Origin of the sequence: Bradyrhizobium liaoningense (genome assembly GCF_018130955.1) — a bacterium.
Classification (GTDB): Bacteria; Pseudomonadota; Alphaproteobacteria; order Rhizobiales; family Xanthobacteraceae; genus Bradyrhizobium; species Bradyrhizobium liaoningense_C.
In genome coordinates, this window is sequence record NZ_JAFCJM010000064.1 from 14757 (window position 1) to 39429 (window position 24673).

Here is a 24673-nt window from a genome sequence, read left to right on the forward strand (position 1 = left end):
AAAAGCATGGGTCGGCGAAGTCAATATCGCTGGCCGCATCCGTGTCGGTCCTGCTAGTCATGGCTTGTTTCCGAGGAGGCCCCGATGCCCAATGCGTTCGACACTGAGATCACCGAAATGGCGGAGGCCCTTGTCGGCCCGTGGCGCCAGCCGCGCCAGATGCTCCAGGCGCAGACCTACGACGCGCACGCCTCGATCCACGACGATGCGACGGCACAAAAGCTCGGCTTCAAGGGCGGCACCATCGAGGGTCCGACGCATTTCAGCCAGTTCGCCCCGCTCGGCGCGCGATTGTGGGGCCAGGCCTGGTTCGAGAGCGGCTGTCTCTCCGCGCATTACCGCGCCGTCTGCTACGAAGGCGAGGAGGTTCAGGCGATCGTGTCAAAGCCTGCAAGCGGTGCGCGGCAATGCGCGATCCAGATGGTGAAGCGCGACGGCACCGAGGTGCTGCGCGGCACAGCTTCGGTCGGCGAGCCCTCGGCGCCGACCGCGCTCGAAGCGCGCCTGGGCGAGCTCAAGCCGCTCGCTGACCCCGTGATCCTGCGTGACGTGAAGCTTGGCCAAACCAGCAAGCGCCAGACGGTGCGGATGGCCTTCGACCAGAACATGGGCGACCTCTATCCGTTCTCGCTGCGGCAGAAGCTTGCCGTGATCACCGAGAATTCGCCGTACTATGCGGGGGCGGACAACCCGTGGAGCAGGGCGATCATCCCGATGGAGATGCTGAGCGTGCTCTTCCAGTACCGCTCGAAGGACGATCCGCTGCCGACCAAGGGCCCGGCCGTCGGCCTGTTCGCCGACCAGGAAATCCGCCTCGTGAAGGGACCGCTCTTCGTCGATCAGGAGTACGAGGTCGAGCGCGAGGTGGTCGCGCTCTCCGGCAGCCGACGCACCGAAAGCGCCTGGGCGAAGACGCGCGTGTTCGACAAGGCCAACACGCTGGTTGCGACCATGCTGCTCAACATGGCGACCATGAAGGATTCCTACGCGCCGTATCAGGACGAGTATCGCCAGCTCTACGGTCGCGCACCGGGCTAGCGCTACTTTCTCCTTCGTCATTCCGGGGCGACGCGAAGCGTCGAGCCCGGAATCCATAACCACGATCGGGAGTATGGATTCCGGGCTCGCGACTTTATCGCGCCCCCGGAATGACGAGCGGAGAGAGTTGCGGCGTCGCCCAAGCCTTGAGCAGATGCCCGTCGCCAAGCCGTCGCACAGCGAATAAGCAGCGGCGGGCCCTTCGCATAACATATTGAAAGCGCAAGGAATTCCCACGCGTCCCGACGCCGCCAGCCATTGTACACAATGGCACGGCGCTTGCAGAACTCTTGGCAAAGAGAGTTCTCGCGGGGGCGTGGGTCATGTTGAACTCAAGCAAGCCGGCATCAGGCACCATCGTCGCCGAGCCCGAGCCGATCAAGCTGGACTGGTCGACCACCGCGCTCGTCATCATCGACATGCAGCGCGACTTCATGGAGCCCGGCGGCTTCGGCGAGACGCTCGGCAATGACGTGAGCCAGCTTGCACGCGCAGTTAAGCCGATCGGTGCCGTGCTGGCGGCTGCGCGCGCGAGCGGGATGCTCGTAGTCCACACGCGCGAAGGGCATCTGCCCGATCTCTCCGACGCGCCGCCGGCCAAGGTCGAGCGCGGCGCGCCGTCCCTGCGCATCGGCGACCCCGGCCCGATGGGTCGGATCCTGATCCGCGGCGAAGCCGGCCATGACATCATTCCCGAGCTCTATCCGCTCGACAGCGAGATCGTCATCGACAAGCCCGGCAAGGGCGCGTTCTACGCCACCGAGCTCACCGACGTGCTCGAGAAATACGGCATCGAAAATCTGTTGGTGTGCGGCGTCACGACGGAAGTCTGCGTCAACACCACCGTGCGCGAAGCCAACGACCGCGGTTATCGCTGCGTCGTCATCTCGGACGGCTGCGCGTCCTATTTTCCCGAGTTTCACGAGATGGGCCTGAAGATGATCAAGGCCCAGGGCGGAATCTTCGGCTGGGTAGCCAGCTCGGCCGCAGTACTGGAGGCGTTGAAGACTTCGACCACATAGGGGCATGACCATGAGCACATCGACGGGGACGGCCGGCAAGTCCGCTTTTCAGCCGGCGCTATGGACATCCGGCGACTGGAACGCGTTTTTCGGCTTCGGCACCAACATCCTCGTCAACATGCTGGTGCTCACAGGGCTGTTGCGCTTCGTGCTGAAGATGCCGGACAGTCTCGTGTTCGGCCGCATCCTGCCCGCGCTCGGGCTGATGATGTGCCTCTCGACCTTCTACTACGCCTTCCTTGCCTATCGGCTCGCACAGAAGACCGGCCGCTACGACGTTTGCGCGCTGCCGTCCGGCGTCAGCGTGCCGCACATGTTCATCGTCACCTTCGTGATCATGCTGCCGATCACGATCAAGACCGGCGATCCCCTCAAAGGTTGGTCGGCCGGCCTGGTCTGGGTATTCTTCCAGAGTTTCATCCTGATGATCGGCGGCTTCATCGCGCCGTTCATCCGCAGGATCACGCCGCGCGCGGCGCTGCTCGGCACACTCGCCGGCGTCTCCGTCACCTTCATCTCGATGCGTCCGGCGCTGGAGATGTATATGACGCCGCAGATCGGCCTGGTCTGCTTCGCCATCATCCTGGTGAGCTGGTTCGGCGGCGTGAAGTATCCCAAGGGCATTCCCGCGGGCCTGATCGCGATCGCCGTCGGCATGATCATCGCCTGGGGCTCGAACCTGTTCGGCCTCGGTCTCGGCGGCCTCAGCCTGAAGGGCGTCGGCGATGCCTTCGCCAATTTCGGCTTCTCGGTGCCGCTGCCGGCCGTCGGCTACGTCTTCTCCGGCTTCGAGTTCCTCGGCATCATCCTGGTCACGGCGATTCCGTTCGGCATCTACGACCTCGTCGAGGCCATGGACAATGTCGAGAGCGCGGAAGCGGCCGGTGACGAATATCCGACCACGCGCGTGCTGACCGCCGACGGCGTGGTCAGCCTGATCGGCTGCCTGATGGGCAACCCCTTCATCAACGCGGTCTATATCGGCCATCCCGGCTGGAAGGCGATGGGCGGCCGGATCGGCTATTCGGCCGCAACAGGCGTGATGGTGGTGGTGCTGTCCTGGTTCGGCATCATCTCGGTGCTGCTCGCGCTCGTGCCCGTGGTCGCGATCTCGCCGATCCTGCTCTATATCGGCATGCTGATCGGCGCACAGGCGTTCCAGACCACGCCGGTCAAGCACGCGCCGGCGATCGTGCTGGCGCTGACGCCGCATCTTGCGGCCTGGGCAAAACTCCAGATCGATACGATGCTGGGCTCGACCATGAATGCGGCGGCGACCGTTGGCGGTATGGCGGCCGATAAGGCCGACGCAGTCAAGGCAGCCGCGATCGCCGCGCTGCCGCAGCAGGGCGTGTTCTATCACGGCCTCGAAGTGATGGGCGGCGGCTCGATCCTCGGCGGCCTCGTGCTGGGAGCCATCGGCGTCTTCATCATCGAGCGCGACTTCGAGAAGGCCTCGGCTTTCGCGCTGGTCGGTGCCGTGCTCACTTACTTCGGTTTCATGCACGGTGAGGCCGTCGGCATCGGCGGCGGCTTCGGCGTTACGCCTGCGGTTGCGCTAGCTTATGCCGTGGTGGCCGCAGGCCTATTTGGGCTTGCCAGGCTCGGCAGCAGCGAGCATTACGCTGCGCATCCGGAGATGTCGGCCGCGCCGGCGGAGTAGGGTGGGGAAAGGCGATTTGCGGCCGGGCGGCGGCAGGCTGCCCGGCTGCTGTCTGTATTCCGTCCGTATGCTGGGTCCTGCACTGAATTGGTCATTTCCGCGTTGCCCCGGAAAGCTGACATCAGGGCAGATGTGATCGCCATCCCGCTCAAGTCATCTCAAGCACGTTGTACGCCGCTATTGGTCTATGTAAGCCTTTGAGCGCCAGTTCACCTATGGGCTCCGCTGTCACCCTTCTGTCGAGGGCCGCGCGCACTTTGCCGTCGATCAAAATCTGGCCGTCGCGCGCCTCCGCGCAAAGACGGGCCGCGAGATTAACCACGGTCCCGGTCGCGCTGTATTCAGAGCGGCCCTCGAAGCCGATGGCGCCGAGCGTCGCATATCCATAGGCGATGCCGATTCCAAAACCGAGCTCATGGCTTTCGCGCCGCCATTTGCTGGATAATTCGGACAGACGACCCCGCATCGCGATCGCCATCCGAACAGCTGGCGCGCACGGATCGGGACAAGGAATCGGATCGCCGAAAATGACCATGATTCCGTCGCCTAAGAATCTCTCCAATGTGCCTTCAAATTCATGGGTGAGGGAGCCCAGGGTTGCATGATACTCGCGCATCACGGCCATCACCTCCTCGGGCTCGGCGATTTCCGCAAATGCAGTAAATCCCCGCAGATCACAGAAGACGATGCTCACCTGCCTGCGGTGACTGGCCAAGGCGTCATATGGCGAGGAAGAAAGGATCAGTTCCGCTATCTGTGGCGACAGAAAACGCTTCAAGCGGCTAACGCGTTCAATCTGTGCAAGCTGCTCGACGACGCGCTGCTCAAGCGTTCTGTTCCATGATGCGAGTTCGGTCGCCTGGGCTTCCGCTCGATCATGCAATTCCTTGATTCGAAGCATCGAGCGCACGCGCGCAACCAGTGCTGCGTGGTCGATGGGTTTGGTCAGATATTCGTCCGCGCCTGCGTTAAGTCCCGTGACGACATCCTTTGAATCAGTTCGCGCCGTGACCATAATGATTGGAACAAATCCAAGCGCGGAGTCGCCCTTCAACCGTCGGCAGACCTCAAAGCCATCGATTTTCGGCATCATGACGTCAAGGAGGACAACGTCCGGCGCAAATTCACGCACGACTGCGAGCGCTCGCTCGCCGTTTTCGGCCTCCGTCGTCTCATAACCCTCGGCGCCGAGGCGCGCGGTAAGAAGGCAACGATTCGTTTCGTTATCATCTACGATCAGAATGCGCGGTGGGTCATGCATTTCTGCTCCACGTCGGCGAGCGCCGGAACCTATGTCAGGTATCGATTGATCGTCTCAAGCAGGTTTCGTGCGCTGTAGGGCTTTGCGACATAGGCATCGCAGCCTGCCGCGCGCGCCTTTTCTTCGTCGCCGCTGAGCGCGTAGGAGGTGACGACGACGATTGGAATATGGCGGAGATCTGATTGTGACTTAATGCGCCGTGTCGCCTCGTATCCGTCAAGAATAGGAAGTTGGATGTCCATCAGGATCAGGTCCGGGCTTTGGGTTCGCGCCGCTATGAGCGCTCCTTCGCCGTCGTGCGCCTCGATCATTTCGTAACCGACGCTTGCGAGCAGATCGCGCAGAATCTGCCGATTGTCCTCCTGATCTTCCACCACCAGTACACGCTTGCTCATGTCTGCGTCGCCTGTTGCTCAAGCCGGGCCGGTACCAAAAATGAAAATCTCGCGCCATGACCCCGGCGGGACTCTATCCAGATTTGTCCACCATGCATCTCCACGATGCGCTTCACGATGGCGAGGCCCAATCCGGCGCCTCCCTTCGCCTTGGTGATCGAGTTATCCACCTGCTGGAATTCCTGGAAAATCTTTGCTTGATCGACTTCGTCGATGCCTGGTCCTGTGTCTTGGACGGAAAATTTGTAGGAATCCCCCTTCGCCTCCACTTCAATCCGAACCTCTCCGGCATCGGTGAATTTGATCGCGTTACCAACAAGATTGAACAGGGCCTGAGCCAGCCTGCGTTCGTCTCCTCGCGCCGGCGGCAGACCAGAGGGAACAGCAACTCGCAAACCCAAATTCTTTTCAGCTGCGAGGGATTCAACGGAGGTGTAAACGCCACTAACCAGTTCCTCTACGGAATAGTCGGCCAAAGAAAGTCGAAGCTGTCCCGCTTCAATCTTGGAGAGATCAAGGACGTCGTTGATGAGGCCGAGCAGATGTTTGCCGTTCCGTTGGATGCGTTCGATGGCTGATCGCATTTTTTGTGGAGGTTCGCCGTAAATCCCGTCCAGCATGAGCTCTGAAAAGCCGAGCACTGCGTTTAGAGGCGTCCGCAATTCGTGACTCATGTTTGCGAGGAATTGCGATTTGTGACGGCTGGCCTCCTCAAGGCGTTGGTAGAGCTGTTGTAGTTCGTCGCAGGCCGAATTCACGTGCGCCGCAAGCTCCCCTAGTTCGTCCCGATTGGGAACCTCGATCCGTTGAGCGAAATCGCCGGCCGCTATTCGATTCAGGCCATCGTGGATGGTGCGGACTGGATCGATCACAGATCGGGAGATCGCATGTCCCAGGACCAGCGTAAGCACGAAACTTACGACCGCGACGGCGGCGACAAGTATCTGAGATTTGGTATAGGTTTGCTGGCTCGCATCTATGCCGGCGACCATGTCCGCTTCAGCCCGGTTGACCAATTGATTGGTCAGTCGTTCGAGCTTGTCCGCCAGGGGCCCGAGTTCCGCGAGCTCGCTCTGTTTGGCCTCAGCAGCTCGCCCATTGCGGACGAGATCGACGACGTGTGAAACTACGGCAATGAAGCGCGCATATTCTTGTCGCACCTGATCCAGCAGCGCGACCTCGTCCTTGGCGACGAATGAGACCCGATCAAGGTCGTACCCGAACTGGTTGATCTGCCGCAGTGCCACCGCCAATGTCGTTTCGTTCGGAAACGCGAGAGCTGTGGATACGCCATAGAGCTGTCTGAGCGTATCGTGCTGAACCTGCCGGTATGCCTCGATCTTATGCTGCAGGGCAACTACTTGGTTTGCTCGCAGGTCGGCTTCGCGCAGAGAAAGGAGCCCAATCACTCCGACCGAGACCAAGAGTGCCTCGATGACGAGGAACGCCGCCAGCAATTTCGTGCGCAGCGAAGGACGCAGGCCGACGAGCCCGTCCTTCGCCGATGCGCCGTCTCGCCTTGCTCGCGATATCGCGGCAAGCGGGCGCTGACCAAGAAGCGACGTCGAATCAGCCTCCAAGTTCACGTCGAACCTCGTTGAGGAAACGCCAGTCGACTCCATCTGCGATGAGTTTCGCAGGGCTCGATTTCAGCATTCCCGCTTCGCGCAGACGAAGCGCGTAAAAGCGGATTGTGTCCTCGGGATCGTAGTCGCGCCAACGATTGTACGGCACGTCCGCGAGAGTCTGAACCGCGTAATCCTGGCGAGCCGTGAAGCCCCTATCGACCATTCGTTGGGCAACTAGGGCCGGCTCGCTCACGCACAAGTCCGTCGCGCGGAGCATGGCGCGCATCACGCGCTTAGTGGCTATGGGATTGTTTCGAACGAATTCGCGATTACTCGCCAGCATACAGCAAAAGTACTGCGACCATGGGCGGTCGTGTGCGCTGTTGACGATGACATGACCGATGTTCTGCGCACGCAAGCGCTGCGGTTCTGGAGGAAATCCGAGGAAAGCGTCGATCTTACCCTCAGCAAACAACTCGATCGGTTTGACTGGTCCGCTCGTCACCCACTCGATGTCCCTGGCGGGATCGAGCCCAACGAGCGTCGCCATCGCGCTGAGGAAGACGTGCGGACTCGTCTCGAGCCCCTGAATGCCGACAGTTCGCCCCTTCAGATCGGCGACGCTGCGTATGCCGTCCTTGGCGAACAACTCGAAGCAGCCGGCATGTATCCCGGCCAGAATCGTGACCTTCAAGCCGCGATCGACCTGAAGAAGAAGCGGGCCGGAGAAATGCAGGGTGAAGTCGAGATCTCCCTTCCCGACAGCTTTGGCTTGCTCCACTCCACCATCGGACTGGACGTAAACGACATTTGTGAACCCCTCGGCAGTCAGCAGGTCGCTGACCACATACTGCGGGGCAATGCAGATGACCGGGTTCTTCGCGAGGCGGATTGTAGTGGTTTCTGGCGGCGGATTGGACCCTTCGGCCCTTAGCCGAGCCGGGACGCCCCAAAGCAGGGCGGTGGAAGCGGCGAAGGCTCCAGCCAACAGCACGTCGCGACGGTTCGTATCCATCGGGACCTCCTCGAAATGCCTTTAGCGGTGGCTTCCGGGGGCCGAACGTCGGGCCGACGAATTAGCGTGGACCTCAAGGCCCCGCTGCCGACAAGGATACTACGGCCGCGGCATATCGGATACAGCCGATTCTCCGACGGCGTCCGGGGGGACCTTACTCTGTGACCCTCTGTGACCGCGCTAGTAGCTTCTGGAGGCGCTTTTGCGCGTAGCCGTCTTCGGGTCATGATCGACACAACTCAGGATAAAGGTTGAGAGCGGGTCGATCACCCGCCCTTCACAGCTCCCGCAGTGAGCCCGGCGACGATCTGCCGCTGGGCGAGCACGGTGAGCAGCAGCACCGGGAAGGTGACGATGAGGGCGGCCGCCGCAAGCGGCCCCCAGCTGAGCTGGTCGAACGAGATCATGTTGTAGACGGCGACAGGCAGGGTACGCGTCTCGCGTCCGGCCAGCACGATGCCGAAGACGAAATTATTCCAGGAGAAGATCACCGCCAGGATGAAGGCGACCGCGATCCCCGGTCGGGCGATCGGCAAGGCAACGTGACGAAACACCTGCCAGCGCGTGGCGCCGTCGATCAGGGCTGCTTCCTCCAATTCCAGCGGCGTCGTCTCGAAATAGCCGATCATGATCCAGATCACGATCGGGACCGTCACCACCAGGTGGATGATGATTTGCGGTATCAGCGTGCCGAGCAATCCGAGCCATTGGAACAGGAGAAACAGCGGGATCAGATAGGACAGGCCGGGCGTGATGCGGGCGATCAGGATCACGATCGCGGATTTGTGCGCAGCCATGCGTGCGATACCGTAGCCGGCGGGAACGCCGACCATCAGCGCGAGCGCAGTGGCGCTGCCGGTCACGACCAGGCTGTTGATGAAATAAGTGAGAAAACGGTTGGAGCCGAGCACATCGGCATAGTTCTTCCACGCGAAATGCTCGGGGATGAACACCGGTGGGTAGGCGGCGTTGTCGACCTCGAACTTCAGCGACAGCGAAGCCATCCAGAGGAAGAACAGGATCGCAGGCGACACGATGACGAACACCGCGAGCCACAGGCCGATCTTGCCGATGATCTGACGGGGTGTCATGCGCCGCTCGCAATCTCGGTCCACAGCATGCGCTGCCGGGCGTAAAGCATCACCGCCGCAAGCGCGACGATCAGCAGGAAGAACACAACCGCGATCGCCGAACCGTAGCCGAGGTCGTAATAGATGAATGCGACGCTGTAGAGATAGAGGTTGATGGTCTCCGACGCCGAGCCCGGTCCGCCCTGTGTGATCGCGAAGATGATGTCAAAACTCTTTACCGCGTCGATCATGCGGATCATGCCGGCGATGAACAGGAACGGCATGATCAGCGGCAGGGTGATGAAGCGGAACACTTGCCAGATATTGGCGCCGTCGATCTGGGCGCTCTCATAGGGCTCCGTCGGTATCGCTGCGAGGCCCCCGAGCACGATCAGCATGATGAGCGGCGTCCACTGCCAGGTCTCGACCAGCACCAGGGAAGGGATCACCGTTCCCGGATGAAACACCCAGAGCTGCGGCGGAATGCCGACCAGCGACAGCAAATAGTTGAGCACGCCGAGTTGCGGATGGAACATCATGGTCCAGACCAGCGCGATCGCGACCGGCGTTGCCATCATCGGCATGATGAAGATTCCGCGCAGGAAGCCCCGTCCGGCGAACTTCTGGTGAAACACCACGGCCGCGAGCGTACCGAGCACCAGCGGCAGCACCACCGACAGCACGGTGTAGACGAGTGTGTGTCCGATCGCCTCGATGAAGCGGGGGTCGCTCGGCAGCCGCAGATAGTTGGAGAAGCCGACGAACGTGGTCGGCGAGCCGACCTTCCATTCGTTCAGGCTCATCCAGATGGTGAAGATCCACGGGAAGATGATGATGGCGAGCACGACGACCAGCGCCGGCACCACGAACGGCCAGTAGGACGGCGGCCGCAATTCCTTCTCCGGCGCGGCATCTGACTGTGCCGCGGCCGGAGTCGATTGTGTCAACGCACTCACGCCTTTTCGCTGCGCTCCAGAATGGGCCGGTACTGTTCGTGAGCCTTTTTCAGCTCAGTCGCGGGATCGGCGCCGGCAAGGGTCGAGGTGAGCGCCGCGCCGACGAGATCGCGGAATTCGGCAACCGGGATCACCACGGGCAGGCCCAGCTTGCTGATCTTGGCGGAGTCGATCACCGACTGCAGCCACTCCTTGGGCATTTTCACGCCGCTCTGGACCTCGGCATCGTTCAGGATCGAGTTGCGGAACGGCACGCCCCCGCCGGCCTGCAACAGCCGCGCGCCTTGCTTCTTCGAGACGGCCCACTGGCACAACAGATAGGCAGCCTCCTTGTTCTTGCTTGCCGCGGCAATGCCGAGGCCGTCGCCATAGGTTGCCGAATATTGACCCTTCGGTCCGGCCGGCACGACGGTGTACCCGACCTTGCCGACAATCCGAGATGCGGCCGGATCCTCCAGCGGCGGCGCCCAGCCGACGCCGTCGATCCACATCGCCGATCTCCCCTGCGAGAACGAAGCCATCGACTCCATCCAGTTGAAACCGGCGACGCCGGGCGGAGCGACCTTCGTCAGCAGCGTTTGGTAGAGCTTTGTCGCCTCGATCGCCTCCGGACCGTCGGTCAGGATATTGCCCTTGGCGTCGAGGAATTCACCGCCGTAGTTGAGGAAAAAGTTCGTCCACAACGTCATGTTGGCGTTGCGCAGGCCGCGTCCGACGAAACCATAGGTCCCTTCCTTGGTGTCGGTCAGCTTCTCGGCCGCCGCAATCATCTCGTCGAACGTTTTGGGGACGGCGACGCCCTTCTTCTGGAACAACTCCTTGTTGTAGTAGAGGATGAAATAGTCGACCGACCAGGGCAGGGACAGCATCTGGCCCTTGTCGTTCTTGCAGTATTGCAGGCCGGCGGCCGAGAAATCGCTCTCCACCAGGTCCGGCGCGGTCAGCGTCGGGTCCTTCATGTAGGGTGTGAGGTCGGCGAGCCAGCCGGCCTTCTCGAACTGCCGCTTCTGCACGTGATAGCTCATATGCACGACGTCGAAGCTCGGCCGGCCCGAGGTGAGCTCGATCACGCACTTCTGTCGCTGCTGCTGTTCGGGAATTTGCTCCGATTCGACCTGGATGCCGGTGAGATCGGTGAATTCCTTGATGTTTTTTTGCAGATTGTCGCCGCGCGGACCCTTGGCCAGGATCACTTCCAGCTTGGTCCCGGCATATTTCTTCCAGTTGACTTCGGCGCGCGCCGGAAGGCCGGTGAGGCTGAGCGCGCCTGCTGCCGCGGTACCGGCCAAAAGCGTGCGGCGCGAAATGTGATGGTTCGCCACTGTGTCTCTCTCCCTGTGACTCGTTTCTTGGGACGGGATACTAACGTCCGCGCGCCGCCTGACTAGCCCGAATATGCTTGCACCGCTAGTCGGCTGCGAGCTTGCCGCGCCGCAATTTTCTGTCCTTCTTGCCCCTCGGCCGAAGAAAGCTCGTCACGCTTCCGAGCGCGGCAAACCCTGCGCCGGGTGCCAGCGCCACGGTGGCGCCGTTGGGCCCGGCGGCTTTTCCATTCACGGGCGCAGGCGACCAGAATGCCGCACCCGGCGGCCTCACGTGCCTTTTTGCTTGCGGGCAATTTTAGATAGAATAGTATCGCCGCATATTCTTCGAATTGTTGCCACGTGGAGGCGAACATGCGCCTTCGTTATTGCCTTCCTCGCGGGTCCTTCGTTGCGATTGCGGCCCGCCGCGGAACATCCGTCACTCGGGGCGCCTTGCGCCAACTTCGCCGCCAACCTTGGACAGCTCGTTATCCTGGCCGACTGAACGCCGAGCGCGTCAACAGCGCAACTCCGACATCCGGCCGCAGCAGGGAGAATTCGACATGGCGACAGCAAAGAAAGCAAAGAAGACAGTGAAGGCGAAGGCGACTGTCCGCGGCGCCCGGTCCCCGAGCCGCGTCAGGGGGGCATTGGCTTTGCCGACGCTCAGCACGCGACTGGGCGCACGGACCGAATTTCGCATCTATCCAAGCATCGGAGTGGCCCGGATCGGAGATTGCAGCGACAGCTTCATGATCGGACCGGAGGCTCCCGGTCAGGTGTCGTCGGGACCGTTTCGTGGCGCCGATCACGGCATCAAGCCGCAGGCTGCGCGCTTTCGGATCTACAAGGTCGAAGTCGACGACGGCGAGAACGAGGTGGTGACGGAAGAAATCGTCGCCGGGAGCGGCATCGAGATCGAGTGGACCGTGAGCCTCGCCAATCGCAAGGCTGCGGGCTTCCGCATCGGCGACACGCTCGGGCGGGCGCCCAATCCGGGCCTGCGCAACAATGGCCTTGATCGCAGCAAGCTCGTGATCTCCGCGGACGGATCAGTCGCGGGTGCAGCTACAAAGGGCCCGGTTCTTTCGGGGGAGATCGAGTTCGCGAATCCGAACGCGGCGGGTACGAAGGTGTCCGACATCGTCCTTGCGAAGCTGAAAACGGATGACGCGGGGAGGCTCCTCGTCGTGGGTGGTCCCGGCACATCGGGATCTCCGCTCAATGCGTCGATCAATGTGTTCTCTGATAATGACGGCTGGTATGACAGCGTGTCCGACGGTCCCGTTTCCGCGAGCTTGCGCATCAACGGGCAATCTCAAGCCGTCGTCCCGGCCTGGGTGCTGGTCACGGTGCCGCGCTACGCTCCCGGCATCCAGGGCATCGTCACGTGGTATGACCAGGCGGTGAACATGGCGCGGACCGGAAGCGACGGGCGCTTCACGGCTCCCAGAACGACGTCGTTCACGCACGACGTGTACCCCATCCTCAGTCGTGCGGACCATTTGAGCGGCGTGCACGGTACGGCGCATGCCAACGGCGTGATTCGTCCGCTGTCGGATGCTGCACGGCTCGCCGGGTTTAGCGATCCTGCCAAGCGAAAGGCGATCGCACAGAGGTTGACGCAGATGGCCGCTACGGCGAATGGACCGGAGCAGCTTCCTCCCGGGACGATGCCGCGTCTCTTCAGTGGGGCCAATCCCGCATCCGACGGTCCCACCTTTACCTTCCTTGCACTGACGCGGTATCAGCTCGCGCACATCGACAACTGGGTGAACGGCAACTTCAACGACGATTGGCCGGGCTCAGCGCCGGCTCCGGTGCCGTTTGCCGATATCCCGGTGGCGCGCCAGGCGTGGGCGCTCTGCGAAGCGGCCCTCGAAAATTGCGTGGGCGGTTCGTTCTACCCCGGCATCGAGGGCACCTACGACATCGCCCGCATCGCAACGTATCATCCGCAGCCAAATCTCCGCAGCGAGTTTCGCATCGACCCGGCTCATCCGGCCGGCTTCCTGACCGAGAAGATGGCGCTTCCCTGGCAGGCGGATTTCGTCGACTGCTCGAACTTCTGGTGGCCATCGCAGCGCCCCGACGATGTCACGCCGAAGACGGGGGGCGCGAAGGTGCGATGGGACCGCGGCGTCGCCGACCTCGGCGGCAACAGGCACCTCAACATGGTCGAGTCGTGGTCCGAGCTCGGGTTTGTGGTGTTCGACCCGGCTGCCGGCAAATTCGTCGAGGACGAGCGAACCCTGGGGGCGCCGGTCGCATGATGTCGTGTGTGCGCAAGACCCTGTTCTGATCGTCGGCGGCGGCCCGGCGGGCCTCGCGACCGCGCTGGAGCTGGCGCGCCTGCATATTGCCGCCGTCGTGGTCGAGCGCGGCGCGTACGACGATCGTCGCCTGGGTGAGCATCTTACGCCGGCGGGCATGTTGCAGCTTACAGCGCTCGTGCCCGGCTTCCGGGCGGTGGCCGACGTGCATGGCAGAAGCGCGGGTGTCACCGCCTATTGGGGGTCGGAGACGGCCCATTACACCGACTATTTTCTCCATCCCGGTCAGCACGGATTGAATCTGTCGCGTCCGCGCTTCGATGCTGATCTGGCCCGTGCTGCCGAAACGGCCGGTGCGGGCGTTCTGCGTCTTGCGTCCCTGAAGCGCGCAGTGCGCAGCCAAATGGGCTGGCAGGTCCGGATTGATCGCGATGGCGGCACAGACGACGTCGCGGTCGCCTTCATCGTCGACGCGACGGGGCGCGCCGCGACGTTCTCTCGCCAGCAAGGTGCGCGGATCCTCGCGCATGACCGCCAGGTCGCCGTCGCAACATTCTGGGATTGCGCGGATGACGTCGGCGCGAGCACGCGAAGCCTCGTCGAGACCGTCGAGAACGGCTGGTGGTACTGCGCCGCCGTGGGTCCGCTCAGGCACATATGCATGTTCGTGACGGACGATGATCTGTTGCCCCGGGGCCCGGCGCGCGATCTGCGTGGATGGTGGCTCGATCAACTGAGCCGGGCCGTGCACATGCCTCGCGGGCTCCGCGACATTTCGCCCCCATGCGAGTTTATCACCCGCTCCGCCAGGTCGCAGCGCCTGGATGTCGCGGTTGGCTCGGGCTGGATAGCCGTTGGTGACGCCGCAATGGCCTTCGATCCCCTGGCATCGCAGGGCATCGTCAAGGCCGTGGATCATGGACGGCGCGCTGCGGCTGCCATTGCAGCGCATCTGAGCGGCGATGAAGCTTCGCTCGAGCAATATGCTCTTCAAGTAGAACGCGAATACATCGGCTATCAGGATACACGAACACAGTATTACGGCATGGAGAGACGATGGCCTCGCTCCCTCTTCTGGAGCAGGAGGAGCGCGGGTGTTGCAACGCGATGAGAACCCGCGCCATCTTGGCGCCATAGCGCCGCGCCTATGATGCCACTTGGAACAAATCGAAATAGTCAGCGCGATTGACATTCTGCCTTCGCTTCGGGCGTGCATTCCGACGTTGCACTCCGAGCGCTCGGGCGTACTCTAGAGGTGCGGGCGGGAGTGCAACAGCAGCCAGTCCAATGATCGCGACTCTCTGGCGCTTCCGCTGGAGAGACGTGAATTCATTGATGGCTCATGTGCAGGGGGAGTAGCGACGCGCGTTGAGCTGCGAAATCTCGCAGGCGACGCTCATGATGCAGTCAACGAAACATAAACGGGAGGATCGGATGAAGAAGCAGTGGCGTTATTCTGGCTTACCCCTTGTTACTGTTGCTGCGGTACTCACCATGTCGCCGGCGCTGGCTCAGTCGGTGAACACCGCGCGGATCGAAGCCGCCGGTCAAAACGATTGGCTGACTTATCACGGCTCCTACAAATCCCATCACCACAGTCCGCTTGCGCAGATCAACGCGAACAACATCGGCAATCTGGGCGTTGCCTGGATCCACATTCCAGGGCGGTCGACCCGCGGCCTGCAATCGATGCCGCTCGCGGCCGATGGCGTACTCTATTACACGGGGTCGTACAGCCGGGTGTTCGCGCTCAACGGCGCGACGGGCGAGGTGATCTGGTCCCACTTTCCGGAACTGGATGAGGGGTTGATCGCGCGTCAGACCCATTCTCCCTACAATCGCGGGGTCGCGCTGGGCGAAGGCAAGGTCTTTGTCGGCACGATGGACGGCCGGCTGCTCGGGCTGGACGCGAAGTCCGGCAAGGTTCTCTGGGAAACCAAGTTGATCGATTCCCAGAAGCTCACGGTCGGATTCACCGGTGCGCCGCTTTATGCGAAGGGGACGGTGATCATCGGCTCGCAAGGCGGCGAGTGGCCCGGCCGCGGTCCGATTTTCGCCGTCGATGCCACGACCGGCAAGAAGAAGTGGGAGTTCCTGACGGTTGCCGGCACTGATGAAGCCATGAAGACCTGGGGCAATGAGTCCTGGCGCACGGGCGGAGGTGGCGGCTGGATGCCGGGCACCTACGACTCCGAGACCAACTCCGTGCTGTGGGGCACCGCCAATCCGGCACCGCTCTACGACTGGTCGGGCGCCGACTACAAGACGCAGGGCGCGCGTCCCGGCGACAATCTCTATACGACTTCCGTGATCGCGCTCGACATCGATACCGGCAAGCTGAAATCCTATCATCAGGAGCTGCCGCACGACGCCTGGGACTTCGACAGCTCCGTCGGCGAGTTCGTGATGCTCGAGCGCGACGGCGAAAAATACGTGGTGCATCCGAACAAGGGTGGCTTCGTCTTCGTCTACGATCGCAATCTCGGTGTGAAGAACGTCTGGCGGCTCGTCGAGAACATCAACTTCGTCAAGGATATCGATCCCAAGACGGGGGCGCTGATCGGCCGTCGCGACTTCGCCGCAGGCAAGGTCACGGAGCCGCTCTGCCCGTTCATTGGTGGCGGCATCAGCTGGAACGCCGGCTCGTACAGCCCGAAGACCGGCCTTTACTACAAGATCGGCCAGGAATGGTGCATGACGCTCGACATCCAGAAGACGACGCCGGTCACGACGCCGCAGGCCCAGCTCAACATCGGGGCCGACTTCAAGATGGCGCCTCCTCCGGGCGGCGAGATCTACGGACATCTTGACGCGCGCGATCCCATCACGGGCGCAAAGAAGTGGGAAGTTCGCTATCCCGAGCCGCCGCTCGGGAGCGTGCTGTCGACTGCGGGCAATCTGGTGTTCGTGCCTGACTCCCGCGGCATCCTTCATGCCTACGATGCCGAAACCGGCGCCGAGCTCTGGAACCGCAACAACGGCACCGGGCATCAGGGTGGCATCATCAGCTACGCGGCCAACGGCAAGCAATACATCGCCGTGACCGCCGGCTTTGGCGGCATGCTGGCGGACGAGTATGCGCCGAACTTCGGCGGCGTCTACAAGAGCATGCCGCGCGACGACGGCGCGCTTATCGTCTACAGCCTGAAATAGGCGGTTCGCTGGTCGATGCCGGGGAGCGGGCGCAAGCCTGCTCCCCGCGCATTGCAAACGCCGCGTTTTCAGCAAACGGAGCGGGACACTTGAAATTGCACGCGAAGAAGATCACCGCGCTGCTGCCGGTGGTGCTCGGTGCCTCGTTGCTGTCCGCCGCGCCGGCTCGCGCGCAGGCGGCCACCCCTGAGCCCGACAACGGAACGCTCGATGTCGAGCAGCTGTTCGCAGGCACATGCGGCTTCTGTCATTCCGACGGAGGCCGGGCTGTCGGCAAGGGGCCGCAACTGATGAACTCGCCGCGCGATGACGACTTTCTGCGCAACCGCATCGCCGGGGGCAAGGAAGGTGCAATGCCGGCGTTCGGAGGCAGCTTCACCGGCCCGCAGATCGACCAGATCGTCAAATATATCCGGGCCCTGAAACCGCGTTAGGGGTGAGGCCGAATGAAGACAACCCTCCTGTTCGCGGTCGGTCTCGTCATCGGACTGTCGGGTCCGGCGCAGGCGCGAACCCTGGATGCAATCCGATCGGACGGCAAGATCGGCCTGTGCGCCCATCCCAACTCGCTGCCGTTCGCGAGCAAGGCCGGCAATCCTCCCGGGTTTCAGGTGGAAATGGGACAGGCGCTGGCCCGCGAGCTCGGCGTTTCGCTGCGGCTCGACTGGATCATCACCCAGTACCAGATGCGCAGCACCAACTGCGACATTCTCCTGGACATCATCGCCGATCGCGAGGCGCAGGGCGAAACCCGTCTGAGGATATCAAAACCCTATTATCGCACCGGCGTTGCATTGGCCGTGCCGTCGTCCAGCACGCTGACGTCGTTTGGGAGTCTCAACGAGCATACAAAGGTCGGTGTGCAGGTTGGCTCCGTCGCCGCCATGATCATCAAGCGCCGGCGCGTTCCGATCTCGATTTTCGGCTTCGAGAGCGACAGCCTCGATGCCGTCTCGAACCATGAGATCGACGCGGCTGCGGTTACGCCGACCGCGGCAAGCTATTTCAATGCGACCCATCCGGACAAAACGGTTCGCATCCTGGATCGCGACGAGAGCGAGGCCGATCTCAACTGGAATGTCGCCGTCGGCATGATCCGGCCGGATGATGCCTTGCGCGACGCGATCGACGGCGCCCTGGAGCGGTTGCGCGCCGACGGCACGATTGACCGCATATACGGTCGCTACGGCATCGTCCTGCAAGCACCGAAGTAGCGCGAGGGCGCCAGCCCTACTTCACCGTCAGCCGAAGGAAGCTCGTCACGCTGCCGACCGCGGCAAATCCTGCGCCGAGCGCCAGCGCCACGGTGGCACCATCGTGCCCGGACAGCGCAAAGCACAGCGCGGCGAGCGCTGCGCCCGTGGTCTGTCCGGTCAGGCGGGCGGTCGCGACGATGCCGCTGGCGCTGCCGGAGCGGTGCGGCGGAGCGCTCGACATCAGCGCGCGCATGTTGGGCGCTTGGTAGAAGCCAAAACCTACCCCGCATAGCATCATGCGCCAGACGATATCGATCGTTCCGGGATGGTCGGGGAGCGTTGCGAGCAGAGCCATGCCGGCGCCGAGCGCGATGCAGCCGATGCCGCCGAGCACGCCGACAGGATGCCGGTCCGAGAGGTAACCGGCGATCGGCGCCATGATGCCGACCACCAGCGGCCACGGTGTCATGAAGAAGCCGGTCTCGACCTGAGAGCGGTGCAGGACTTCTTCGAGATAGAACGGCAGCGCGACGAAGGCGAGGCCTTGCGTCGTGAACGCGCACACCGCGGTTGCCGCCGACAGCGCGAACATCGGCCGGGCGAACAGGTCGATCGGCAGCATCGGCGCCGGATGGTCGGCGTGCCGGCGCGCCAGCGCAACGCCGAGGACGAGCGCCGCGATCAGCTCGATGCCGACGAGGGACGGGGAGAGCTTGTGCGCGGCGCTGCCGATTCCCGTGATGAACAGGCTGAGGCAGATCGCGGCCAGTGCGGCACCGAGGAAGTCGAATTTGTGCGCGGCGCGCGGCGTCTTCGGCAGCGTCGCAAGGCCGATGCCGATCGCGATCAGCCCGAACGGGATGTTGATCGCAAACAGCCACGGCCAGCTTCCGACCGACAGGATCGCAGAGGCGATCGTCGGGCCGAAGGTCAGGGCAGTCGCGACGACGAGCGCATTGTGGCCGAGGCCGCGGCCGAGCATGCGCGAGGGATAGACGAAGCGGACGAGGGCGATGTTCACGGCCATGACGCCGCTGGCGCCGAGGCCCTGCAGCGTGCGCGCGACCAGGAGGCTCGGCAGCGACCACGCCACGGCGCAGAACAGCGAGGCGATCGTGAACAGGATCAGTCCGCCGAGATAGATGCGCTGGTGGCCGACGATCTCGCCGAGCGCGCCAAGCGGCAGCAGCGTCGCGACCACCGCGATCTGGTAGACATTGACCACCCAGATCACCTGCTCCGGACTGACGCGCAGATCGGTGGCCATCGCGGGCAGGGCGATGTTGGCGATCGCGGTGTCGAGCGAGGCCATCGCGAGCGCGGTGAAGATCGCGGCGACCGCCCAGGGCCGGCGCTCGGCCGGCAGGCCGTCGGTGATGGTGGGATCGGGCACGCATTCGGCCGCAGGTAGCGTCAGTGTCATTGCCTGCGATCGTCTCCGGACGCGCCGCACATGGGATGTCCGGATGTACTACGCCCCGGCGTCCTGCTGCAGATGCCGGAGCGCATGATGACTATGCGGTGAGCGGTAAGGTGACGCGGTCGTGATTTGCGCGGCTCAGAACTGATACCGACGCAAGCCCCCGTCCACCGGGATCACCGTGCCCGTGATGTAACGCGCGACCGGCGAGCACAGGAACACCGCGAGCGCCGCGAGATCTTCCGGTTCGCCCCAATAGCCGACCGGGATTTCTTCCTCGGCGAACCGCTCGCGATAATCAGGCGGATAGTTGCGGCGGATCTGCTCGCTCATGATGCGGCCCGGCGGAATGCAGTTGATGGTGATGCCGTGCTTGCCGATCTCGCGCGACAGGCCTTTTGCCCAGGCATGCACGGCGGCTTTGGCGGCAAACGCGGCGTTCAGCCCTTCCGGCTCCGACTTGCCGGTGATGTTGACGATACGGCCCCAGTTGCGCGCCACCATCTGCGGCAGGAGCGCATGCGCGATACGGCGGTAGCTCGTGAAGTTGAGCGCGATCGCCTCGTCCCATTTGCTGTCGGGCGCATCGACCGGGAGCGGCCGGCTGCCGCCGGCATTGTTGATGAGGATGTCGACATGGCCGAGCTCCTTCAACGCAAAGGCCGAGAGCCGTTCGGCCGCGTCCTTTTCCATCACGTCCTGCTCGAACGGGGTGATTGCGTTGCCGCCGATCTCCTGCACCAACTGGTCCAGCAATTCCTTGCGGCGGGCCACCGCCACCACACGCACGCCTTCGGCGGCCAGTCCCTTGGCGATGGCGCGGCCGATGCCGATGCTGGCACCTGTCACGACGGCAGTCTTCGACTTGAGCCCGAGGTCCATGGTTCTCTCTTTTCGTTTCTTGCTATTCGCTTCCAGCCCTGTCCCGCTCCGGCGATTTGCCGGACCGGGACGAGCAGTGGTAACGAAGTGATGCAACGAAGGAAACACGAAAAACAGGTGCGCGAAGCATGGTCTGGGATCCGCAGCAGTATCTGAAATTCTCCGGCCACCGGCTGCGGCCGGCGGTCGATCTCCTCATGCGGATTCCCGATTTTGCCGTGCGCACCGTCGCCGATCTCGGCGCGGGCGCCGGCAACGTCACCAAGCTGATCAAGGAGCGCTGGCCGGCTGCGACGGTCACCGGCGTAGAGGGCTCGGCCGAGATGGTCGCCGCGGGCCGCAAGGCTGCGCCCGACGTGCAATGGGCACACGAGGACCTCGGCCAATGGCATCCCGCACAGCAATATGACCTGATCTACTCCAATGCCGCGCTGCACTGGCTGCCCAATCACGCGGCACTCTTCCCGTCGGTGATGGACAGGGTTGCCCCCGGCGGCATACTCGCGGTGCAGATGCCACGCAATTTCACCGCGCCCTCGCATGTGCTGATCGGCGAGACTGCGCTGAACGGACCCTGGCGCTCGAAGGTCGAGCATCTCGTGACCCCGCCGCCGGTCGAAGGGCCAGCCTTCTATCACGATCTTCTCTCGTCCCTTTCCCAAAATATCGACATCTGGGAGACCGAATATCTCCAGGTCCTGGAGGGAGAGAACCCGGTCAAGGAATGGACCAAGGGGACCTGGCTGACGCGCTATCTCGACGTGTTGCAGGGCGAAGAGAAGGCGGCTTTCGAGGCCGCCTATGGCGAGCGCGTCGCAAAAGCCTATCCGAAGAATGCGGCGGGCCAGACCCTGTTCCCGTTCCGGCGGCTGTTCATCCTCGCCCAGCGCAGGAGTTAACCGCGCGGGCCGATCAGGCACGCGGCCCGTCGTCCAGGGACTGGAGCGGGCAGGGCGTTGCGTATACAAAGCTGTTCAGGACGATTTGGACCGACGCCAAATTCGGCTTAGGTCTAGTTGTTCGGGTGGCGGTTTGCTGCCACTACTGAAGCCGGAAACTAGAAAAAAAGAACCGGTTTCCGAGGTTGTTGGGAGGTTATCTGATGCGCAAACTGCTTCTTGCGGTTGCGGCGGCCGCCATTGTGCTGGCCCCTGCATCCGTCATGGCCCAGAGCCCGATCGTCATCAAGTTCAGCCACGTCGTCGCCAACGATACGCCGAAGGGCAAGGGCGCGCTCAAGTTCAAGGAGCTCGCCGAGAAGTACACCGACGGCAAGGTGAAGGTCGAGGTCTACCCGAACTCGTCTCTCTATAAGGACAAGGAGGAGATCGAGGCACTTCAGCTCGGCTCCGTACAGATGCTGGCGCCCTCGACCGCGAAGTTCGCGCCGCTCGGGGTGAAGGAGTTCGAGGCGCTCGACCTGCCCTGGCTGTTCAAGGACGACGAGACTTATTCCAACGCCATGAAGGGCACGGTCGGCAAGTGGCTGTTCCAGAAGCTCGAGGCCAAGGGCATCACGGGCCTCGCCTATTGGGACAACGGCTTCCACATGGTCTCCTCCAACCGGTCGTTGACGAAGCCGACGGATTTTCAGGGACTGAAGTTCCGCATCTCCGGCTCGAAGGTCGCCGACCAGTATTTCCGGCTCGTCGGCTCGATCCCGCAGATCATGGCGTTCTCGGAAGTCTACCAGGCGCTGCAGACCGGGGTGGTCGACGGCTGCGAGAACACCGCCTCGAACTACCTGACGCAGAAATTCTTCGAGGTGCAGAAGGACATCACCGTCTCCTATCATGCGCATCTGCAATATGCCGTGATCGTCAACTCGAAGTTCTGGTCGGGCCTGCCGCCTGATATCCGCACCCAGCTCGAGAAGGCGATGGCGGACGCGACCGAGTACACCAATTCGATCGCGCGCAAGGAGAACGACGACGCGCTCGCCGAGATCAAGAAGTCGGGCAAGACCACGCTGCACTTCCTGACCGACGCCGATCGCAAGGCCTGGCAGGAGGCGATGCAGCCGACCTACAAATGGGCCAAGGGCCGGGTCGGGCAGGAGGTTCTTGACCTCATCGCCAAAGAACTCGACGTCAAGATGAACTGACGGCTGCCTTGGTCCTGTACCGCCGGCCCAACACATAACGAGAAAAACGGTCGGGAGTGATCGCGCTCCCGGCCGTTTCGGTCTGAGAATGGGGGACTCTCGTGCTTCGTGTGATAAATCGCGTGCTCGACCATCTCGAGGAATGGCTGATCGCCACCCTCATCGCGGCTGCAACGACGCTGATTTTCTTCGCCGTTTTGCATCGCTACGGCACCGGCGTCTCCATCGACATCGCGCGATGGGCGACCGCTCGCGGTCTGACCTTCATCGCGACCCCTGCGAATGCGACCTTCACCTGGCTCGCCGCGCTCGACGTGTCCTGGGCGCAGGAGCTCTGCATCTACATGTTCATCTGGATGGCGAAGTTCGGCGCCGCCTACGGCGTGCGCACCGGCATCCACGTCGGCGTCGACCTGCTGGTCAATCGGCTGCCCGAGCATTCACGCAAGCATGTCATCCTGTTTGCGCTTTTGTGTGGCGCGTTCTTCACCGGCATGATCGCGACTTTCGGCTACTCCTTCGTGAGTGGCATGTTCCACACCGGGCAGCAGTCGAACGACCTGGAAGCGCCGATGTGGATCGTCTATCTGGCGATCCCGCTCGGCTCCAGCCTGATGTGCTACCGCTTCCTCCAGGTCGCGTGGTTCTACTACTGGACCGGCGAGCTGCCGCATCACGACGAAAGCCATGTCGAAGGCGTCCAGGCCGACGGCTCGCCCGCGCTGCATCCGCAGCCCGCAGGCGCCGCGACCAAGGCCGCCGCCCGCAAGGTCAGTCCGCTCGGCGTTATCCTGATCATGGCGCCGATCCTGATCCTGGCGATCTGTCTCGGCGAAAAGGCCGGCATCATCGTGCTGCCGCCCGCGCTGCGCGCCGCCACGGTGTTCGCGCTGCTGATCGCGCTGATGCTGACCGGCGTGCCGGTCTCGATCGCGCTCGGCCTCACCGTGATGACGTTCCTGTTCACGCTGACGACGGTGCCGATCGAGGCGGTCTCGATGAAGCTCTTCACGGGCATCGAGAGTTTCGAGATCATGGCGATCCCATTCTTCATTCTCGCCGGCAACTTCCTCACCCATGGCGGCGTCGCGCGCCGCATGATCAATTTTGCGACCTCGCTGATCGGACACTGGTATGGCGGCCTCGGCCTTGCCGGCATCGTCGCCTGCGCGATGTTCGCGCTGGTGTGCGGATCGAGCGTCGCGACGGTCGCCGCGATCGGCGCGATCGTGCTGCCGGAGATGGTCCGTCACGGCTATCCGATGCGCTTCGGTGCCGGTATCATCACGGTGGCCGGTTCGCTCGGCATCCTGATGCTGCCGTCGATCCCGAAGATCGTCTACGCGGTCGCCACCAACACCTCGATCGGCGCGCTGTTCGTCGCGGGTCTGTTACCCGGCACCATGCTGACCACGATGCTGTGCATCGTCACCTGGTGGATCGCCCGCAAGCGCGACTATCCGCGCCTGCCCAAGGCGAGCTGGGGCGAGACGGTGCGCACGTTCCGCGAGAGCATTTGGGGCCTGATGCTGGTCGTCATCATCATCGGCGGCATCTATAGCGGCCTGTTCACCGCCACCGAAGCCGCGGCGATGGCCGCGGTCTACTCCTTCTTCATCTCGGTCTTCGTCTACAAGGCCATCGGCCTGAAGGACGTGCCGCGGGTGCTGCTCCGCGCCGCCAACACCAGCGCGATGCTGCTCTACATCGTTACCAACGCGGTGCTGTTCTCCTTCGTGCTCTCCAACGAGAACCTGCCGGCGACACTGGCCGACTGGATCGCGGCGCAAAATCTCGGCTGGGTCGGCTTCCTGCTGGTGGTCAACATCCTGCTGCTGCTCGCCGGCAACTTCATGGAGCCGAACTCGATCATCCTGATCATGGCCCCGATCCTGGCGCCGGCGGCCAAGAAGCTCGGCATCGATCTCGTCCATTTCGGCATCGTGATCGACGTCAACATGGAGGTCGGGCTTTGCCATCCCCCTGTAGGCTTGAACTTATATGTCGCCTCGATGATCGCGCGAATGCGCATCACCGAGCTCGCGGTGGCCGTGATGCCGTGGCTCCTGACGATGCTCGCCTTCCTCGTCGTCGTGACCTATTGGCCTGACCTGACGCTGTGGCTGCCAAGAGTGCTTGGCATGCATTCGGGCTGAGAATGCTAGGAGGTGCACCCTCTCCCCTTGTGGGAGAGGGTGGCTTCGGTCCTAACCGGCTACATGGGTAACAGAATAGACCGGCGACATGGGTAACAGGTCAACTGTCGGCAAGGAGGGCTTTGCCGATGGGTTGGAAGGAGACCTGTGCCGTGGACGAGCGGATGCGCTTTATGGTGGCGGTTGAGAAGGGCGAG

20 protein-coding genes are annotated in these 24673 nt (G+C 62.8%); 11 read left to right on the top strand and 9 right to left on the bottom strand.

Annotated features, from left to right (window positions below; all coding sequences use genetic code 11):
- Nucleotides 1–84 precede the first annotated feature (84 nt).
- The 3 genes from JQ632_RS32420 (at nt 85) to JQ632_RS32430 (ending at nt 3723) form a co-directional block, all read left to right on the top strand.
- The gene (locus JQ632_RS32420) at nt 85–1038 is read left to right on the top strand and encodes a hypothetical protein (RefSeq protein ID WP_212406719.1); all 954 of its coding nucleotides are present in this window, start codon (nt 85–87) and stop codon (nt 1036–1038) included.
- 323 nt (nt 1039–1361) lie between these two features.
- Entirely contained in the window at nt 1362–2060 is a 699-nt protein-coding gene (locus tag JQ632_RS32425; RefSeq protein ID WP_212406720.1) for a cysteine hydrolase family protein, read from the top strand.
- A 10-nt stretch (nt 2061–2070) separates the two neighbouring features.
- Nucleotides 2071–3723 carry a regulator gene (locus JQ632_RS32430; protein WP_212406721.1) on the top strand — a complete coding sequence of 551 codons (1653 nt, stop codon included), beginning with the start codon at nt 2071–2073 and terminating at the stop codon, nt 3721–3723.
- A gap of 148 nt (nt 3724–3871) precedes the next feature.
- On the opposite strand, the gene JQ632_RS32435 is transcribed toward JQ632_RS32430, so the two are convergent.
- From JQ632_RS32435 to JQ632_RS32465, 7 genes are all read right to left on the bottom strand, one after another.
- Nucleotides 3872–4984 carry a response regulator gene (locus JQ632_RS32435; RefSeq protein WP_212406722.1) on the bottom strand — a complete coding sequence of 371 codons (1113 nt, stop codon included), beginning with the start codon at nt 4982–4984 and terminating at the stop codon, nt 3872–3874.
- Between the two features lie 29 nt (nt 4985–5013).
- Nucleotides 5014–5379 carry a response regulator gene (locus JQ632_RS32440; protein ID WP_212406723.1) on the bottom strand — a complete coding sequence of 122 codons (366 nt, stop codon included), beginning with the start codon at nt 5377–5379 and terminating at the stop codon, nt 5014–5016.
- Entirely contained in the window at nt 5376–6965 is a 1590-nt protein-coding gene (locus JQ632_RS32445; RefSeq protein WP_212406724.1) for an ATP-binding protein, read from the bottom strand. The genes JQ632_RS32440 and JQ632_RS32445 overlap by 4 nt, the downstream gene beginning before the upstream one ends.
- Nucleotides 6949–7962 carry an ABC transporter substrate-binding protein gene (locus tag JQ632_RS32450; protein ID WP_212406725.1) on the bottom strand — a complete coding sequence of 338 codons (1014 nt, stop codon included), beginning with the start codon at nt 7960–7962 and terminating at the stop codon, nt 6949–6951. Before JQ632_RS32450 ends, JQ632_RS32445 begins: the two co-directional genes overlap by 17 nt.
- A 266-nt stretch (nt 7963–8228) precedes the next feature.
- Nucleotides 8229–9053 (bottom strand): carbohydrate ABC transporter permease, encoded by an 825-nt coding sequence (locus JQ632_RS32455; RefSeq protein ID WP_212406726.1) that lies wholly within the window; start codon nt 9051–9053, stop codon nt 8229–8231.
- Nucleotides 9050–9988 carry a carbohydrate ABC transporter permease gene (locus JQ632_RS32460; protein WP_212406727.1) on the bottom strand — a complete coding sequence of 313 codons (939 nt, stop codon included), beginning with the start codon at nt 9986–9988 and terminating at the stop codon, nt 9050–9052. The genes JQ632_RS32455 and JQ632_RS32460 overlap by 4 nt, the downstream gene beginning before the upstream one ends.
- Nucleotides 9985–11310 (bottom strand): sugar ABC transporter substrate-binding protein, encoded by a 1326-nt coding sequence (locus JQ632_RS32465; protein WP_212406728.1) that lies wholly within the window; start codon nt 11308–11310, stop codon nt 9985–9987. The genes JQ632_RS32460 and JQ632_RS32465 overlap by 4 nt, the downstream gene beginning before the upstream one ends.
- Nucleotides 11311–11855: 545 nt before the next feature.
- Between JQ632_RS32465 and JQ632_RS32470 the strand changes: the two genes are divergently transcribed.
- The 5 genes from JQ632_RS32470 (at nt 11856) to JQ632_RS32490 (ending at nt 17932) form a co-directional block, all read left to right on the top strand.
- Nucleotides 11856–13565: a LodA/GoxA family CTQ-dependent oxidase gene (locus JQ632_RS32470; protein WP_212406729.1), complete on the top strand. Its 1710-nt coding sequence runs from the start codon at nt 11856–11858 to the stop codon at nt 13563–13565.
- 4 nt (nt 13566–13569) lie between these two features.
- Entirely contained in the window at nt 13570–14676 is a 1107-nt protein-coding gene (locus JQ632_RS32475) for an FAD-dependent monooxygenase (RefSeq protein WP_212406730.1), read from the top strand.
- A 323-nt stretch (nt 14677–14999) separates the two neighbouring features.
- Complete coding sequence (locus JQ632_RS32480) at nt 15000–16718, top strand: PQQ-binding-like beta-propeller repeat protein (protein ID WP_212406731.1); 1719 nt, start codon at nt 15000–15002, stop codon at nt 16716–16718.
- 95 nt (nt 16719–16813) lie between these two features.
- Entirely contained in the window at nt 16814–17152 is a 339-nt protein-coding gene (locus JQ632_RS32485; RefSeq protein ID WP_249152699.1) for a cytochrome c, read from the top strand.
- A 12-nt stretch (nt 17153–17164) separates the two neighbouring features.
- Nucleotides 17165–17932 carry an ABC transporter substrate-binding protein gene (locus JQ632_RS32490; RefSeq protein WP_212406733.1) on the top strand — a complete coding sequence of 256 codons (768 nt, stop codon included), beginning with the start codon at nt 17165–17167 and terminating at the stop codon, nt 17930–17932.
- Between the two features lie 16 nt (nt 17933–17948).
- On the opposite strand, the gene JQ632_RS32495 is transcribed toward JQ632_RS32490, so the two are convergent.
- Both JQ632_RS32495 and JQ632_RS32500 read right to left on the bottom strand, forming a co-directional pair.
- Nucleotides 17949–19337 carry an MFS transporter gene (locus JQ632_RS32495; protein WP_212406734.1) on the bottom strand — a complete coding sequence of 463 codons (1389 nt, stop codon included), beginning with the start codon at nt 19335–19337 and terminating at the stop codon, nt 17949–17951.
- Between the two features lie 135 nt (nt 19338–19472).
- Nucleotides 19473–20216: an SDR family NAD(P)-dependent oxidoreductase gene (locus JQ632_RS32500; RefSeq protein ID WP_212406735.1), complete on the bottom strand. Its 744-nt coding sequence runs from the start codon at nt 20214–20216 to the stop codon at nt 19473–19475.
- A 128-nt stretch (nt 20217–20344) separates the two neighbouring features.
- Here JQ632_RS32500 and JQ632_RS32505 point away from each other — a divergent pair, with 128 nt between their 5' ends.
- From JQ632_RS32505 to JQ632_RS40525, 3 genes are all read left to right on the top strand, one after another.
- Nucleotides 20345–21115 carry a methyltransferase domain-containing protein gene (locus tag JQ632_RS32505; RefSeq protein WP_212406736.1) on the top strand — a complete coding sequence of 257 codons (771 nt, stop codon included), beginning with the start codon at nt 20345–20347 and terminating at the stop codon, nt 21113–21115.
- Nucleotides 21116–21318: 203 nt separating this feature from the next.
- A complete protein-coding gene (locus JQ632_RS32510; protein ID WP_212406737.1) occupies nt 21319–22320 on the top strand; it encodes a DctP family TRAP transporter solute-binding subunit in 1002 nt (333 codons plus the stop codon).
- Nucleotides 22321–22421: 101 nt separating this feature from the next.
- Entirely contained in the window at nt 22422–24476 is a 2055-nt protein-coding gene (locus JQ632_RS40525; RefSeq protein ID WP_212406738.1) for a TRAP transporter large permease subunit, read from the top strand.
- Nucleotides 24477–24673: the final 197 nt, after the last annotated feature.

Coding starts and splice junctions, on each gene's coding strand:
- JQ632_RS32505 (WP_212406736.1), top strand. CDS start 20,345: ATGGTCTGGGATCCGCAGCAGTATCTGAAATTCTCCGGCCACCGGCTG.
- JQ632_RS32470 (WP_212406729.1), top strand. CDS start 11,856: ATGGCGACAGCAAAGAAAGCAAAGAAGACAGTGAAGGCGAAGGCGACT.
- JQ632_RS32480 (WP_212406731.1), top strand. CDS start 15,000: ATGAAGAAGCAGTGGCGTTATTCTGGCTTACCCCTTGTTACTGTTGCT.
- JQ632_RS32510 (WP_212406737.1), top strand. CDS start 21,319: ATGCGCAAACTGCTTCTTGCGGTTGCGGCGGCCGCCATTGTGCTGGCC.
- JQ632_RS32440 (WP_212406723.1), bottom strand. CDS start 5,379: ATGAGCAAGCGTGTACTGGTGGTGGAAGATCAGGAGGACAATCGGCAG.
- JQ632_RS32430 (WP_212406721.1), top strand. CDS start 2,071: ATGAGCACATCGACGGGGACGGCCGGCAAGTCCGCTTTTCAGCCGGCG.
- JQ632_RS32425 (WP_212406720.1), top strand. CDS start 1,362: ATGTTGAACTCAAGCAAGCCGGCATCAGGCACCATCGTCGCCGAGCCC.
- JQ632_RS32500 (WP_212406735.1), bottom strand. CDS start 20,216: ATGGACCTCGGGCTCAAGTCGAAGACTGCCGTCGTGACAGGTGCCAGC.
- JQ632_RS32450 (WP_212406725.1), bottom strand. CDS start 7,962: ATGGATACGAACCGTCGCGACGTGCTGTTGGCTGGAGCCTTCGCCGCT.
- JQ632_RS32495 (WP_212406734.1), bottom strand. CDS start 19,337: ATGACACTGACGCTACCTGCGGCCGAATGCGTGCCCGATCCCACCATC.
- JQ632_RS32420 (WP_212406719.1), top strand. CDS start 85: ATGCCCAATGCGTTCGACACTGAGATCACCGAAATGGCGGAGGCCCTT.
- JQ632_RS32455 (WP_212406726.1), bottom strand. CDS start 9,053: ATGACACCCCGTCAGATCATCGGCAAGATCGGCCTGTGGCTCGCGGTG.
- JQ632_RS32490 (WP_212406733.1), top strand. CDS start 17,165: ATGAAGACAACCCTCCTGTTCGCGGTCGGTCTCGTCATCGGACTGTCG.
- JQ632_RS32435 (WP_212406722.1), bottom strand. CDS start 4,984: ATGCATGACCCACCGCGCATTCTGATCGTAGATGATAACGAAACGAAT.